Annotated in this window: 13 protein-coding genes and 1 riboswitch; of the genes, 8 read left to right on the forward strand and 5 right to left on the reverse strand. The window is 38.0% G+C overall.

Annotated elements, in window-relative coordinates:
* Positions 1-250 precede the first annotated feature (250 nt).
* Both OK414_RS03935 and OK414_RS03940 read left to right on the forward strand, forming a co-directional pair.
* Positions 251-1,240, forward strand: coding sequence for a glutaminase (locus tag OK414_RS03935; protein WP_013081836.1), 990 nt, complete (start codon positions 251-253; stop codon positions 1,238-1,240).
* 103 nt (positions 1,241-1,343) lie between these two features.
* Positions 1,344-2,774, forward strand: coding sequence for an alanine/glycine:cation symporter family protein (locus tag OK414_RS03940; protein ID WP_016763120.1), 1,431 nt, complete (start codon positions 1,344-1,346; stop codon positions 2,772-2,774).
* A 29-nt stretch (positions 2,775-2,803) separates the two neighbouring features.
* Here OK414_RS03940 and OK414_RS03945 read toward each other — a convergent pair whose 3' ends face one another.
* From OK414_RS03945 to OK414_RS03955, 3 genes are all read right to left on the reverse strand, one after another.
* Positions 2,804-4,303 carry a sodium:solute symporter family protein gene (locus OK414_RS03945; RefSeq protein ID WP_263045696.1) on the reverse strand — a complete coding sequence of 500 codons (1,500 nt, stop codon included), beginning with the start codon at positions 4,301-4,303 and terminating at the stop codon, positions 2,804-2,806.
* Complete coding sequence (locus OK414_RS03950; protein ID WP_013055514.1) at positions 4,303-4,506, reverse strand: DUF3311 domain-containing protein; 204 nt, start codon at positions 4,504-4,506, stop codon at positions 4,303-4,305. Before OK414_RS03950 ends, OK414_RS03945 begins: the two co-directional genes overlap by 1 nt.
* A gap of 377 nt (positions 4,507-4,883) precedes the next feature.
* Complete coding sequence (locus tag OK414_RS03955) at positions 4,884-5,483, reverse strand: cupin domain-containing protein (protein ID WP_080621362.1); 600 nt, start codon at positions 5,481-5,483, stop codon at positions 4,884-4,886.
* Positions 5,484-5,867: 384 nt separating this feature from the next.
* Positions 5,868-5,946, forward strand: a riboswitch (ZMP/ZTP riboswitch).
* 56 nt (positions 5,947-6,002) lie between these two features.
* Here OK414_RS03955 and OK414_RS03960 point away from each other — a divergent pair.
* The 6 genes from OK414_RS03960 to OK414_RS03985 all read left to right on the forward strand — a co-directional run bounded on the left by OK414_RS03960 (position 6,003) and on the right by OK414_RS03985 (position 14,779).
* The gene (locus tag OK414_RS03960; protein ID WP_263045695.1) at positions 6,003-7,598 is read left to right on the forward strand and encodes an APC family permease; all 1,596 of its coding nucleotides are present in this window, start codon (positions 6,003-6,005) and stop codon (positions 7,596-7,598) included.
* A gap of 182 nt (positions 7,599-7,780) precedes the next feature.
* On the forward strand, positions 7,781-8,827 hold the full coding sequence (locus OK414_RS03965) for a DUF5105 domain-containing protein (RefSeq protein WP_263045748.1): 1,047 nt from the start codon (positions 7,781-7,783) through the stop codon (positions 8,825-8,827).
* A 150-nt stretch (positions 8,828-8,977) separates the two neighbouring features.
* Entirely contained in the window at positions 8,978-9,487 is a 510-nt protein-coding gene (locus tag OK414_RS03970) for an acyl-CoA thioesterase (RefSeq protein WP_013055518.1), read from the forward strand.
* 462 nt (positions 9,488-9,949) lie between these two features.
* Positions 9,950-12,718 (forward strand): phosphoenolpyruvate carboxylase, encoded by a 2,769-nt coding sequence (gene ppc, locus OK414_RS03975; RefSeq protein WP_095380101.1) that lies wholly within the window; start codon positions 9,950-9,952, stop codon positions 12,716-12,718.
* 217 nt (positions 12,719-12,935) lie between these two features.
* Positions 12,936-13,379, forward strand: coding sequence for a hypothetical protein (locus OK414_RS03980; RefSeq protein WP_016763123.1), 444 nt, complete (start codon positions 12,936-12,938; stop codon positions 13,377-13,379).
* 392 nt (positions 13,380-13,771) lie between these two features.
* Entirely contained in the window at positions 13,772-14,779 is a 1,008-nt protein-coding gene (locus tag OK414_RS03985) for an aromatic ring-hydroxylating oxygenase subunit alpha (protein ID WP_221788827.1), read from the forward strand.
* Positions 14,780-14,809: 30 nt separating this feature from the next.
* Here OK414_RS03985 and OK414_RS03990 read toward each other — a convergent pair whose 3' ends face one another.
* Both OK414_RS03990 and OK414_RS03995 read right to left on the reverse strand, forming a co-directional pair.
* Entirely contained in the window at positions 14,810-15,565 is a 756-nt protein-coding gene (locus OK414_RS03990) for an ABC transporter permease (RefSeq protein ID WP_013081845.1), read from the reverse strand.
* The gene (locus OK414_RS03995; RefSeq protein WP_034654219.1) at positions 15,562-16,299 is read right to left on the reverse strand and encodes a phosphate ABC transporter ATP-binding protein; all 738 of its coding nucleotides are present in this window, start codon (positions 16,297-16,299) and stop codon (positions 15,562-15,564) included. The genes OK414_RS03990 and OK414_RS03995 overlap by 4 nt, the downstream gene beginning before the upstream one ends.
* Between the last annotated feature and the right edge of the window lie 52 nt (positions 16,300-16,351).

Raw genomic sequence — 16,351 nt, forward strand, 5'->3', positions numbered from 1 at the left:
GGATCTTTTCGAATGAAAGATTTAAAATTCAGATAATTTCACCTCCTGAAGTGATTCGTGAATTAGTATACATTGTGACAGCGTCCAGCACAATGGAGAAGAGTGCCAAAGATAAAAATATAATTACAAAAAGTTTTGTAGGTTTTTGTATGCTCTCGTAGGTTGCATTGTACATTAAAAATGAAAATGAAATCCCGCTTTATGAAAGCGCTTTAAAATAAAAAGTTAATTAAGTGATGAGGTGATTTTAATGAAAAGAGAAATTGAACAGGAAATGTCTTACTTACACGTCACTGCAAAAGAGCAGTTACATGAGTGGGTAGAGCAAATAAAAGAATTTTCTTCAGAAGGAAAAACGGCTGATTACATTCCAGCTCTGAAAGATATGGACTCGTCTCAATTAGGTATTTGTTTGATTGGTGCTGACGGAACTGTTATCCAGTCTGGAGATTATGAATCGGTATTTACTCTTCAAAGTATTTCTAAAGTCATTAGCTTTATAGCAGCTTGCTTATGCTGCGGCATTCCTTATGTGCTAGAGAGAGTGGATGTAGAGCCAACTGGAGATGCATTTAATTCTATTATAAGACTGGAAATGCATAAACCAGGAAAGCCGTTCAATCCTATGATTAACGCCGGTGCTTTAACGGTTTCATCTCTTTTATCTGGGGAGACGGCAAAAGAAAAATTAAGCTATTTGTTTGATGTGATAACAATGCTTACGGGGAAAACACCACTTATTAATGAAACGGTCTTTGAATCAGAATGGCAAACGTCTCATCGAAATCGTGCGCTTGCCTACTATTTAAAAGAAACGAATTACTTACAAGGAGAAGTAGAGGAGGTTCTAGAGGTTTACTTAAAGCAGTGCTCAATTGAAGTAACGACTGAAGATATTGCACTGATTGGATTAATTCTGTCGTTAGACGGATATCATCCAGTATTTCACAAACAAGTAATTCCAAAAGAAGTAGCTAAATTAACAAAAGCGCTCATGCTTACATGCGGTATGTATAATGCTTCAGGAAAGTTTGCGGCATTTGTTGGTATGCCAGCTAAAAGCGGTGTATCGGGAGGAATCATGTCATTGGTGCCACCTAATACGAAAAAGCAGTCTCCATTTCCAGACGGATGCGGTATCGGAATATACAGTCCAGCTATTGATGAGTACGGGAATAGCGTAAAAGGCGTTACGCTGCTAAAAAAAATCGCAAAAGAATGGGATTTGAGTATTTTTTAGTCTATTTACGTACTCTTCATTCGCTTCAATAATATAAACACCAAGAGAAAAAACTTTCATGTTGTGCATTTGTTCTACCAAATTTTTTAATGAGGTGATAGGCATGCAACAAGCAGTCGAAAGTGTGATTAGCGTCATCAATGATTTTTTTTGGTCGAATTTATTAATTATTTTACTTGTATCAATTGGTATTTATTTTACGATTCGCTCTCGTTTTTTGCAGTTTCGCATGTTGAAAGAAATGGTACTTGTTTTGAAAGAAGGACGAGCGGCTAAAGGTGGAGGAGTCTCTCCGTTTCAAGCTTTTTGCATAAGCATGGCAGCTCGAGTAGGAACGGGAAATATTACAGGGATAGCGATTGCTATTGCACTTGGTGGCCCGGGTGCTGTATTTTGGATGTGGATTATTGCCATTATCGGTTCAGTATCAAGTTTTGTAGAAAGTACACTCGCTCAAATTTATAAAGTAAAAGGATCAAACGGGTTTCGAGGAGGACCCGCTTATTATATGGAAAAAGGGTTAAATAAAAGGTGGATGGGCGGGCTATTTGCTGTACTCATTACACTATCATTTGGCCTGGTGTTTAACGCTGTGCAGTCTAATACGATTACGCTAGCATTTGAGAACTCTTTTGGAACGAGCCGATTGTTGGTTGGGATTATTATGACAGTTATATTTGCGGTAATTATTTTTGGCGGAATCAAACGCATCGCCAAGATATCGGAATACATCGTGGTCGTATTAGCCGTTTTATACATTGGAATGGCTCTGTTCATTATCTTTAAAAATATTGATCAAATGCCGGCGGTTCTATCGCTAATTGTGAAAAATGCATTTGGATTTGAACAGGCGCTTGGGGGGTCAATTGGTGCAACGTTAATCAACGGAGTAAAGCGCGGACTGTTTTCCAATGAAGCAGGAATGGGAAGTGCTCCCAACGCCGCGGCAACTGCAGTGACGAGTCATCCAGTTAAACAAGGTCTTATCCAAGCATTTGGTGTCTTGACGGATACACTCGTGATTTGTACAAGCACAGCATTTATCGTTCTCTTATCCCCCGCCTATAAGCAGGGACTAAGCGGCATTGAACTAACGCAAGCTTCTCTTAGTACCCATATTGGCTCTTGGGCATCAGGGTTTTTAGCTATCATGGTATTTCTATTTGCTTTTAGTACGTTAATTGGCAATTATTATTATGGAGAAACGAATATTGAGTTTTTAAATTCAAATAAGTTGTGGCTTTGGTCTTATCGTGTAGGTGTTTTAGCGATGGTTATTTTTGGATCGATCGCTCAGCTTCAGCTTGTATGGAATTTGGCAGACTTATTTATGGGGATGATGGTAGTCGTGAACTTGATTGCTATTTTTCTATTATCGAAAGTGGCATTTTCCGCCTTGCATGACTATACTCAGCAAAAAAAGGAAGGAAAAAATCCAGTCTTTTATAGAGATGCGTTAGAAAACAATCAAAATATCGAATGTTGGGAAAGAGAATCTACTTCACTCCCTTCTGAAAAAGAGAATATTATCTAAAAAAAGTTCAGCCAATTGGCTGAACTTTTTTATGCGTTTTTCTTTAATTCAGTTTGCGGAGTGCTTTTAGAAAACAATGTTTCTTTCACGCCGTTATTTGCTGCTTTTGTTTTGGCCGAAAAGATTGGATTTAAAATAACAACTACGAGTAAGTTAGATAATAATCCCCAGAACCCTTCATAAAGACCAAATGAATTTCCTGTGGCATGTACGGTAAACGTTACAACCAGCCCTACTACTAATCCAGCAATCGTACTTTCTTTCGATTGATTTCTCCAGAACAGGCTGATAACGATAGCCGGGAAGATTTGTACCATACCGGATACCCCCAGTAACTGTAGGGAAACAAGTGCTTGAGGGAATAATAAACCGAATAAAAGTGCCAGTCCAATAACAACGAAAACCATAGAACGAGTAACCATTGTTAATGTTTTACCCTGTACATTTGGATTAATTAAATCTCTGAATATATTATTTGCAAATAAGTTAGACGCTCCGATAGCCATGATAGAACATGGAATTAATGAAGCAAGAGCAATCGTTGCATAAGCTAACCCTTGGCCAATGCCGCCATATGAATATTGAATTAAGGTTAATAATGCTAATCTAGGATCCGTCGTATCTTGAGGTAATACTTGATAAGCAATAAATCCTAAGAAGATGACTAGAATTAAAACAATATTGTAAAGCGGTAAGAAAATAGCATTTTTACGAAGCGAATCTGCACTTTTAGCAGTGAAAACACCTGTAGCAGCGTGGGCCCACATGAATAAAGCTAAAGCAGATACGAGTGATGCTGTAATAAACCATGGAATGCCTTTAGGTCCTTGTGTTGGGATCGTTAATAGCTGAGGTGCATCCTTTGCAACATTGTCGATCATGTTGCCCCAGCTTCCAAAATGCACAATTGGCAGAGAAACAACCATAAATAACATAATCGCCCATACTAAAATATCTTTAATAATTGCCGTATATGTGGGACCTTTAATTCCGCTGAAAAAGGTATAAAGAGCCACAAGAAAGAATGAAAGAATAACGACTGCTTTTACGTTAATGTAGCCAGTTCCTGCAACGCGAAGAGTATCTTGAATACCGCTAAGCTGAAGATCAATATATGGAATGAGCATCAATACACCTACTATAGCAATTAAAGAGGAGAGAAATTTACTGCTAAAACGTTCTCTGGCATAATCAGCAAGCGTAGTAAGTTTGTGCTTTTTAGCAACAGTCCAAAGCTTTGGAAGAAAAAAGTATGAAATTAAAAAGGCTAAAACAGAGTAAGGAATAGCAAAAAATGCGATGCTTCCCCCCTGATAAGCTGTACTTGTAAGACCTAGGAATGTATAAGCAGTATATAAATCTGCTCCTACTAAAAGCCAGACGAGCAGGCTTCCAAAACGTCTTCCCCCTACAGCCCACTCTTCAACTGAGCTTCTAGATGATTTGTCACGTCCCGCTATAAAGCCAATTGCGATAACGACAAGAACAATTGCTGATGTGATTAAAAGTGCGGTTAAATTTCCTTGCATTATTCAATGTCCCCCCAAGATTTTTGTAAACGATAAATGATAAATGTACACACAGGCGTTAAGAAGACCCATAAAAATAACCATAAATGCAAAAGAGGTAATCCAAAAATAATTGGATGAATGTTATTTACAAAAGGTAAAAAAGCGAATTGAGCAATAAATGGAATGATGAATAAAATAAAAATTATGAATTTTCTATTCAATTTTACTCCTCCTACTAAAAATTTATCTAACAATGTTCACTATGATAGCAAGTCTGACATGGTAAAGCAATAAGTTTTTTGAAAATTTCGTTATAATATATGGAAATTTTTTTAGAAAAACAAAAAAGAGCTTGTGATGAGAGTATATTTGAAATAATTATGAAAGAAAAAAAGGGGAATAATCTAAGCGAAGTTGTTCTTGAAGTAAAAAGAGAACGGAAAAGAAGAAATTTAGTTTTGACCGGGAAGTTTTTTTTATTTCGCCGAGATAAAGTATATTGCTATTGCATCATAAGAAAAGAATTTGTATGTTCAAATAGAGATTCATGGAAAGAATAAAACAGAGCAAATAAAAAAACTAGACAATAAGTGCTTGTCTAGTTCCACCACTCTGTCAATGGTCCTTTGTCGCCATAAACAGGATCTGTTGTAGGAATAGGTACTTGTGCAATTTCATCAAATACGTGAGGGCGATCAGTTTGTTTTCCTGTTCGTAAATTGTAATCCATGCCCTCTGGATAAGCTCCAACCACTTTAAAATCAGCAGTTGACTGCAGACGCATATGCCCTGTTCCTGCAGGAAGTACGAGCACATCACCAGCATGCACCACGATATTTTCTCCCATATGTCCACCTAGTTTTAAACGTGCAGATCCGCTAATTACACCTAGTGCTTCATGGGAATTGCTGTGGTAATGGTGAAAATCATGTATACCGCCTACCCAGCTGTTTTTCCAGTTGTGAGAATTGAAAATGCTCTCCACTTTCTCTTTCTTACTAATAAATACGTGTTCATACAACAAAACTGGAAGACGAGGGTGATTTGGAATGGTTCCGTCGTCATCAAAATAAAGAACTTTTACATTTGCATAATTCATAAGCATCCCTCTAACAATCTTTTTTCGTAATTTTCCCTGTTTTGTGCTTGCATAAACAGAGAAGTTTGCTCGAAGTACTTCATTTGTTGCGAAGTGCATGATATGTAGGTTTTAACGTTTTCCTAAAAGGAGTCTCCCACTTCAAGCGTAGCTAAGTGGTGGGCAGTTCACTTTAGTATCTTTTCTTCATATTGTATATAAGTAAAGAGTCTAGTGCAAGAATTCTATGGATATATAGCTGTTAATTCTTATTATGTAAATGAATATTATATATTAGTATAATTTTCAGAAGATAATCTGCTTGTGAAGTAAAAGAATCAAACAACAAGAAAAGTTAGGATTTTAGTTATTTTTATAATTAAAAAGAGATTTTCAGAAGGTTAATTCGTAATTTTACGAATAATTTATTATTTTTAGAAAAGTAATGTAAACATTTTGTATATTGAGTAATAGTAATGAATGTTATATACTGATAAAAAATATATTCCTATATGTGACTGGCGCAACATGGATGACCATGGGGGAGCATATAGCGTATAAGCCGCGCGCCTGGGCAAACACTTGAGAAAATTCCGCAAGTGTTTTTTTTATTTTCCTAGGGAAGAGGAGTAGATTTGGATGAGCAATATGCAAAGGAAGATGGGAACATTTGCTTTAACCATGACAGGCATAGGTTCGATTATCGGTTCAGGGTGGCTGTTTGGAGCATGGAAAGCAGCTCAAATTGCGGGACCCGCGGCTATTTTTTCATGGGTTATTGGAATGGTGGTTATTTTGACCATTGCCCTATCATATGCTGAGCTGGGCGCGATGTTTCCACAAGCAGGGGGGATGGTTAAATATCCTCAGTATTCACACGGATCATTTATTGGTTTTTTGGCTGCTTGGGCTAACTGGATTTCAATCGCTTCAACGATAACAGTGGAGGCTATTGCATCTGTGCAATATATGAGTACTTGGCCGTGGAAGTGGGCTCGCTGGACTCACGAATTGGTAGACAATGGAATTTTAACATCCAAGGGGTTGGCAGTTGCGTCTTTGTTATTATTCGTTTACTTTTTTGTGAACTATTGGACGGTAAATCTCTTTGCTAAAGCAAACTCATTTATTACGGTTGTTAAATTAATTATTCCTGGTTTAACGGCAGGGGCTTTATTTTTTGCTGGTTTTCATAGTGGAAACTTTTCAAGTGAGCATGGGGTTGCCCCTTATGGGTGGGCCAGTGTTTTAACGGCAGTGGCAACATCAGGTATTGTGTTTGCATTTAATGGGTTTCAAAGTCCTGTAAATATGGCAGGAGAAGCAAAATCACCTAATAAATCGATTCCGATAGCTGTAATTGGTTCAATTTTTATTGCAGGAATTGTATACATTATATTGCAAATTGTCTTTATCGGAGCAGTAAGTCCGTCATCAATTGCTGATGGATGGAATCATTTGAATTTTAATTCTCCTTTTGCTGATTTAGCGATTGCGCTTGGAATTAACTGGCTAACAATTGTGTTATACGCAGACGCATTTGTTTCTCCTTCCGGCACAGGTGCTACATATACGGCAACTACTTCTAGAATGTTATACGGGATGCAGCAAAATGGATACTTGCCAAAGATATTTGGTACTCTTCATCCACTTTACAATGTCCCGCGCCCAGCTATGTGGCTAAATTTAGCAGCTTGCTTCTTGTTTCTCTTTTTATTTAGAGGATGGGGTGTCTTAGCAGAAGTGATCTCAGTAGCGACGCTTATCTCTTATATTATGGGTCCTGTAGCGCTTATAACATTAAGAAAAACGGCTTCACACTTTTACCGTCCATTTTATTTAAAAGGGGCATCAGTTATTGCGCCATGCGGCTTCGTTTTTGCTTCCTTGACGCTTTACTGGGCAAGGTGGCCACTTACAGGTGAAGTGATCTTTATTATGGCAATTGGCCTGCCTGTTTATTTTTATTACCAAGCGAAAAATAAATGGGTGGGCTTTAAAAAAGAATTTTTAACCGGGGCTTGGATGCTTATCTATTTAGCGTGCATGATTTTTATTTCCTACATAGGAAGCGAAAAATTCGGAGGCAAAAATATTTTGCCTTTCGGATGGGATATGCTAGTGATTGCTTGCGTATCATTAGCTTTTTATTACTGGGGAATTAAAAGTGGCAAATCTAACCGATATATGAAAGAAGCTGAACAAATCAATCAAGAAAATTTTAAATCTAAATAAAAAAACACGAGCCCGTGCTCGTGTTTTTTTATTTAGAGGAGTGGAGAATTTAGACTTAGTTTTTATCAAAATATTGTAAAAAATATAGATTTTAAGGTTTAAGTATTTATACAGAGGGAACCTTTATTTGGGATAAAGTTCTAAAAAAACAAAATAAAGGGGATTAGGCAGCTGTGAAAAAAATGAATGTTTTGGCTTTAGCTTTTGTACTTACGCTAGTATTAGCGGCTTGCAACAATTCTAAGGAAACGGGAGGATCCACGTCGGCTAAAAATAAGGCGATTGAAGCATCCATTGACAGCGCTTCTTACATTTTAGTAGATAGTGATGAAGGAGCTACAAGTGAAGAAAAAGGGCTGTTGAAAGTTGATTTAAAAGTGAAAAATGTCTCCAAAAACAGTATATCTTTATCGGATTACGACGGTGTGTATTTATACGAAGGAGATGAACAGCTGTCTCCAAAAACGGGAGTGAACAGTCGTGAGCTTGGACTAGAAAGCAGTGCATCTGACAAGATTGGCGCTGGAAAACAAAAAAAATTAACGTTTGTCTTTGAAGTCAAAAAAGATAAAAAGTACAAAATTGGGCTTCAGCCAAAATCATCTGATTATGATGAAGAAATTGACGAAGTGACATTAACACTGGATACGAAAAAATACGCGAAAAGCTATAATAAACTGCAAGATCCAGAAAAAGCTCTGCAAGCTTATACAGAAGTCCTTTACTTAAACAAAGAAAACGTAGACTATGATAAATATGTAACAGCAGACAAAACAGCTGTCATAGAAGAACAGAAAAAAGCGTTTAATGAGGAATTAAAAGGTGCGTTTTCTAACAGTTTAACCGACAAAGCAAAAAAAGATTTTTTTAACATGTATAAAGATGTTTTAAAAGAAAAAGCAAGCGTGAAAACAAATGTGATTGCGAATGCAAATAATAAAGCCGTAGTAGAAGTGGAGTACACTACTCTTAATTTATCAGACTTATATTCATACGTATCGCAGCTTAAGCGAGCATATACAGATGAAACGAAAGATTACGATACAGAACACTCTGAAGAGTTTGCGGCTTCTAAATTCAAAGATATTGTAAATGAATTAGAAACGAAAGAAGGAAGTCGTCCCCTACGAATTTTTATGGTGAAAGAAGATGGGAAATGGACTGTAAAGTCAAGTGACCTATACAGTGATTCGTTAGGTAAAACGTTTGGATCAAGCTATATTCGGTAGACAAAAAAGAGAAGAATTTTTCTTCTCTTTTTTGTTTTCTGTAAATAAATCAACGAGTTTTTGTAAAGCTAAATTTATCAAAATATGCTAGTATAGGTTCATTCATTCTTTTATTCTTATTATGATAGGCATCAATGGAGGTTCTTACTAATGAAAGCAAATTATTGTAAAGATACAAAGGCCGTTCGAACGAGCCGCATTTTTCCTAATGATATTAATAATCACAATACGTTATTTGGCGGAAAGTTAATGAGTGATATTGATATGATTGCGTCCATTTCAGCTTATCGTCACAGTCGTACAGAGTGTGTAACAGCTTCAGCAGACTCTATTCATTTTCTGCACCCTATTACGCCTCAGGATTCTGTATGTTTGGAGTCATACGTATCATGGACAGGTCGCTCATCCATGGAAGTGTTTGTGAAAGTGATTAAAGAAAATTTAAAAACCGGGGAGCGTCAAATTGCAGCCACATCATTTTTAACTTTTGTGGCAATGGATGATGATGGAAAGCCCCGTGCAGTACCGGAGCTTATTCCAGAAACAGAAGAAGAAAAATACCTGTTTCAAACGGGGGCAGATCGCGCTGCCACGCGTAAACAAGTGCGTAAAAAAAGCAATGAACTAGCCTCAGTATTGGATTTAGGACAACCTTGGTAGCATAAAAGAGAGGCCGAGACAAAAGTATTTTAGCTCAAATGAAAAACGAACCAGTGATCAACATGTTTGATTAGTGGTTCGTTTTTTTTTGTTATGGTGAACGTAGGTTTCATCTGTTTCGTTCCTTCTAGCAGTTGATTGGAGGGCAAGAGGAAGACTAAGGGGGAAAAGGGAAAGAGACGAGGAGGCTCATCGGCGGCCAGCGGAAAGCAAAGTCTTGCACAGTAATCAACTGCGGTGTCACAAGCGGTTCAGCTTATGTATCCCATTTGTTCGTCTTTAGATTGGATTCATTTAGTTATGTCTTAACCTCTCTTTTATATTTGATGAATCTCCTCTCCTGAACGAGAGGAGGAAATAAAATTATATGAAATTTATTTTCGTTCATGGTAATATGAATTTAATATAATTTTCTAAAAAGTTTAAAAAGTACAATATTTATGAAGAAAGGTGTCGTGTCTAATGGTAACAGTAGAAGCAGCAGAAAGACAAAACAGCAGCACTGCCCTGCGCCGTGATGTTAAGTTTCTCGGTCAATTGTTAGGGAAAGTTCTGGTTCACCAAGGTGGAGCAGAACTGCTCAGCAAAGTAGAAAAAATACGTGAAGTAGCAAAATCACTTAGAGAAAACAAAGATGAAGTTATCTATAAAGAAATAAAAAATGAAATCGTTACTCTTGAACAGCCGATGCGCGAGCAGGTTATTCGGGCGTTTGCAGTTTATTTTCATTTAGTTAATATTGCAGAGCAAAATCATCGAATTCGTCGCAGACGCGAATATCAGCAGCAAGAAGATTCTATTATGCAGCCGGGCTCATTGGAAAGTGCCGTTGTTTCGCTTAAAAATAATGGCGTGGCGCCAGACGTAATTGCTAACTTGCTTCAAACTCTATCCCTAGAGCTCATCATCACTGCTCATCCAACAGAAGCCACTAGACGAAGTGTCCTTGATATTCATAAACGAATGGCTGAGCTTCTAAAAAACTTGGATAATCCAACGTTAACAAAACGTGAACGTACGGAAATTGAAGAAAGACTGTTTAGCGAAGTATTGATTTTATGGCAAACAAATGAACTGCGAGATCGCAAGCCGACGGTAATGGATGAAGTATCCAATGGATTATATTATTTTGATGAAACGTTATTTGAAGTGCTTCCTCAACTTCATCAGGAGTTGGAAAATTCATTGCAGGAGAATTACCCCGAAGAAAATTGGAAGGTGCCTAATATTCTTCGATTTGGTTCATGGATTGGCGGAGACCGAGATGGAAATCCAAACGTAACTCCTAAAGTAACGTGGCAAACGCTTGTCAAACAAAGGAAGTTAGCTATTCGTAAATATAAAGAGTCACTTACTCAATTGAGACAAAGGTTAAGTCAGTCTACAAAAAGAGTCGCAGTTTCAGATAATCTTCTTGATTCTATTAATCAAGAAATATCGCTGCTGCCTGAGAAAAAGCGATGGAGAATCAAACACGAAGTATATCGCTGCAAGCTTACGATTATGCTTCATAAATTAAATTTAGTTGGAGAATCGGAAGCAGGTTATCAAAGGTCGGAAGAACTTCTACATGATTTATTTCTAATCAAAGATAGCCTGCAAAAGCACCAGCCTCAGGATTATCAGTTAAAAAGCTTATGTAAATTAATTCGCCAAGTTGAGCTGTTTGGTTTTCATTTAGCAACGCTTGATATCCGTAATCACAGCGGGGAACATGAAGCGGCAATCAAAGAAATTTTCCATGCTGTTTCTTTAGCTGAAGATTATTCAGCGTTAACGGAAGAGAAAAAAGTCGAGCTGCTAGGGAAAGTTCTTCAAGACCCAAGACCTGTGATATCGTTTGTAGAGAATTACTCTAAAGAAACGCAGCAAGTAATTGAAGTATTTAACATGATACATCGAGCACATAAAGAATTTGGAGAAAGATCTATTGAAGTCTACTTAATCAGTATGACGCAGTCTGCAAGTGACTTGTTAGAAGTCATGGTACTCGCCAAAGAAGCGGGTATTTACCGCCTTCATGCAGATGGCCGCATTGAAAGTAAGTTAAATATAGCTCCGCTGCTTGAAACGATTGATGATCTCACAGCGGGTCCTAAAATCATGGAACAGCTATTTCAATTAGATTTTTATCGTGAGCACTTAAGGAAACAGCAGGATTTGCAGGAAATTATGCTTGGCTACTCAGATGGAAGCAAAGATGGAGGAACGCTTACTGCTAATTGGAAGCTCTACAAAGCGCAGCAGGAAATTCATGATATGGCGAAGAAGTATCAAGTTCGTCTGAAGTTTTTCCATGGTCGAGGCGGCTCACTAGGTCGAGGCGGTGGTCCGTTAAACCGAAGCATTTTATCTCAGCCTGTTGAGACGCTAGGAGACGGTGTGAAAATTACAGAGCAAGGAGAAGTTCTTTCTTCTAGATACGCTTTATATGACATTGCTTACCGAAGCCTTGAACAAGCGGTCTCAGCTCTTCTTACAGCGGCAGCAAATGTTTCTCAAGAAGCTGAACAATGTGATATTCGTACACATGAATGGGAAGAAACAATGGACGAGATTTCAACTGCTTCTTTACGTAAGTATCAAGAGCTTGTTTTCAAAGATCCAGACTTTTTAACGTATTTTAAACAAGCTACACCTCTTCCTGAGCTGGGGGCTTTAAATATTGGGTCACGTCCAATGAGTCGAAAAGGAAGTGATCGCTTTGAAGACTTGCGAGCGATTCCGTGGGTATTTGCATGGACTCAAAGCAGACAGCTGCTTCCAGCCTGGTACGCTGCAGGTACGGGCTTACAGCATTTAGTAGAGAAATCCGGAGATATACAGCTTCTTCAGCAAATGTATAAAGAATGGCCATTCTTCCGCTCGACCGTCGATAATCTGCAAATGGCCTTAACAAAAGCAGATTTAATGGCAGCAAAAGAATACACGGAAATGGTACAAGACCCGGCTATTTCAGAGCGGATTTTTACCGCCATTAAAAAAGAATATAATCTCACAAAAGAAATGATTCTTCAAATCACAGGTCAAAAAGAATTAATGGATCATCTTCCTACGATTAAAGAATCTATTAAATTACGAAATCCGTATGTGGACCCTCTAACATTCTTACAAGTTAAGGTCATTTCCAAGCTGCGTGAAGATGAGGCTGGAACGTTAAATGAAGAGCTTTTAAAAGAAGCGTTATTAACGATTAACGGCATTGCAGCAGGGTTGCGTAACACAGGCTGATGATATCAAAAGACACCTCAAGAAAATAAAAGAGGTGTCTTTTGTTTATTCTTCTCACATAAAGAACTGTCTGTCAGTTCCCTCTCTTTTAAAGAGAACTTCCGCCTGCGAAATAGGCATTGAGAAAAATCAATGATAGAATAGAGAAAGGATGGAAATATTCTACAAATGGGTGCGAGTGACGGGATAACTAGATTGAATATGGAGGACGAGGACAATGGTAAAAAATTCGCAAATCTTCATTGAAGATGACTCCGAGAATTCTATATTTATTGGACTGGAATTTTGTGAGTATACACAAAAGATGAATCCTACTTGTTTGTCCAAACAGCATATAAATGTGTTTATTCATCCAGAAGAACTCACCGTGGAATTTAAGAAAACAAAAAGTGATAGAACTATCGACGATTTTCATCTCATGCATATCGTTCCGGTTCATTGCTTTAATTATTTATTATGTTCGATTTCGCAAGGTATTGTTACAGATGTTCAGCTGAAAGCGGTTGGTCATCAGGGAGAAACGTTGTTTGAAGAAAGTCTTACATTGAAGTTTCATGAAAAAGCGACGGATTATGAAGAAACCCTCTCATTTTTCAAGCATTTAAATCAAGAAATACAAAAGCAGACGAAAAAATATACAGCTAGTTATATGAGCTCATAATAAAGCAAGCTGCGGTTTTTAAAACCGCAGCTTTTATTCGTTTAACCGAAAAAATTATGTTAGAGATGCTTACAAATCAAGAGATTTTTCAGTGGGAAATTGATAAAGTAAAACTAAGAGAAATCAGTGGACAGAAAAGCTTTTAGCGGCTGGCCGCTCTTTATTCAATATATAAGGGTTAGGTTTTAAGGTTAAAAAAATAGCGATGAATACGTATGGTCATTGTAGATGAAGTGCTAAGGTCGCTCTATCTGCAATCATGTAGAATCTTCGCGCGCTTATAGTCTGTTTTACGGAACGAAAAAGCTGCGGAATTAGAAGCACTCCTTCTATTTCTGCGGTTTTTTTTATAAACAAGAAATAAATTTACTTATTGTACGGAGGCGATGCAGATGATTAAAGATTTAGTATTGGCTAAGGAATGGCTGCCTGCAGCTTATTCACATGATTTAACAGATCAGCCCTTGCAAGTAACGATTTTAGAAGAGCGAGTTGTACTTTTTCGCACAACTAATGCTATTAAAGCATTTAAGGATTTGTGCATCCACCGCGGTGCAGCGTTATCTCTTGGAAAAGTGGTAGATGATTGCATTGTATGCCCTTATCACGGATGGAAATACGATGATGCCGGGGCTTGTGTGAAAATTCCTCAACAGCCGCCGGGAAGAGCTATTCCTTCAAAAGCAAAAGCACAGGTGTATGACTGCGTTGAAAAGTACGGGATTATATGGGTGAAGATGAACAGCGAGGCAGGTGATACTCCTCTTCCCCTGTATGATGAACATCTTAACTCCGGATTCAAAACGGTTTGCGCCAACCCTCATACTCTGCAGGCAGCAGCTCCTCGTGTCGTAGAAAACTTTCTAGATGTAAGCCATTTGGCTTTTGTTCACGAAGGAAGCCTGGGACACTCTGACTACGCCGAAATTCCTGATTATAAGGTGCATTGGAAAGATAACCGATACGTTTCTGATGAAATCGCTGTGTACGCAGATGCAGATGGCACGGGTAACTTTACGACTATTTATTACACCTTTGAAATTCTTCGTCCTACCGTTGCAAGGTTGAAAAAAGTGAACCACGAAACGGGTGAAATCTTTTCAATGCTGTTTGCGGTTTTACCTGAAGAGGAAAGAAAGTCCACCGTGTTTGCGCTGGTTTCTAGAAACTATTCGTTTGATGCACCTGATCAATATTTCCGCGATTTTCAGCAGCTTATTATTGAACAAGATACCAGTATTGTGGAAAGTCAAAAACCAGAAGAGCTGCCGCTTGACTTACAAGCAGAGCTTCATTTGAATCCGGACCGACTGAGTATTGCGTATAGAAGATGGCTCGGCGATTTAGGAGTAACCTTTGGAAGTGATATAGGATCAAGGTTAAAAAAAGCTGCTCAATAAAAAAAGAAGAAAGGAGTCTCCTTTCTTTTTTTATGCATGCTCACGGATAAGCTGCTGATAGCTATTAAAAAGGGTAGGATATGTTAATTGGCTTAAAATGACGCAGGAAAGCGTAGCAGACGCTAGAATAGTAAAAACGATAAGCAGCTGGAATTTGACAGCTTGTATCGGATCTGCCCCTCCAATAATCTGGCCTGTCATCATACCCGGAAGCTGAACGAGTCCAATTGTTTTTTGACTTTCTACAGTAGGAATCATGCTAGCTTTGATTGCGGCATTTAAAATACTATGAATAGCTTGTTTAGGAGTGCCGCCAAGCGCCAGAATCAATTGAATTTCGTCTCGTCTTCTATTTACTTCAGCATCTAACCGATTTAAAAATAAATTGGCCAAAATCATCGAATTTCCAATAATCATACCGCTGACGGGAATGATATATCGCGGAGTAGCAGGGATAATATGTAGTCCGAGCATAACGCTTTGGGTCAGGATTTCTACAATAAAAAGAGTGACAAATACACGAAAGAAAGCTTTAAATCCCTGCTTTTTTTTCTTTACAACATTTTGGGAAGCGACCGTCAGCATAACGAATAAAATGAGAATAATAAACGCAGGGTGATTCGCGTCAAAAATAAACGATAAAACATATCCGATCACTAACAGCTGAACGGCTGCTCGAATACTGGCAATGATAATATCTTTTTCGAGTCCTATACGAAAAGATTTTGATAAAAAAAGAGCAATAAAAACAAAAACGATTGTAAAAATCAGTGAAAGTGAACTCATAGAAAGGCTCCTTCAATAAATTGTTTTGTTTCAGCTTTTACAGGAGTATGAAAAAAGGTCTCCGTCTTCGCTTTTTCTACAATCACTCCGTTCATTAAAAGCCAGACTTCCTCTCCTAAACGTTTCGCTTGATCTAAATTATGGGTAACCCAAATAATCGTTTTATTCCGCTCTTTATGTAAATGAGAAATAAGCTGCTCAATTTCATGAGCAGAAGTGGCATCCAAAGCGGAAGTGATTTCGTCTAAAAGTAAAAGGTCAGATCCGTTCGACAGCGTGCGGGCTAATGATAATCTTTGTCTTTGACCACCGGATAAATCTCTTGCATCCTGCTCTAACAAGTCAGGTGAAAGACCCGTTAAGGCACAGAGTTCTTCAGGCATAATATCCTGCTTGCCATGGAGTTTTTGAACAAGCATCATGTTATCTCGCACTGTTCCATCAATAACAGGAGCTGATTGAAAAGCAATGCCCACTTTTTTTCGTAAATCAGAAATAGTCCATTTGCTAATGTCTTTTCCATATACTTCAATACTTCCTTCATCAGGTGCAGAAAGTAAATTGCACATGGAAAGAAGGGTGCTTTTTCCCGATCCTGATGGTCCTACCATCATGACGAGCGAGCCTTGCATTACTGTACCCGATATGCCTTTTAAAACACTATGTTCTTTATCCTTAAATGTTTTATGAACGTCTGTAAATGTAATAGCAGGTATTGAATTGAACGTGTTCATAGTAACTCCTTTTTCATTCGTTTTGTTTATTGTAGCATAAGCGAAAGTATAA

This window comes from Priestia sp. JV24 (genome assembly GCF_025910025.1).
Lineage (GTDB): Bacteria > Bacillota > Bacilli > Bacillales > Bacillaceae_H > Priestia > Priestia megaterium.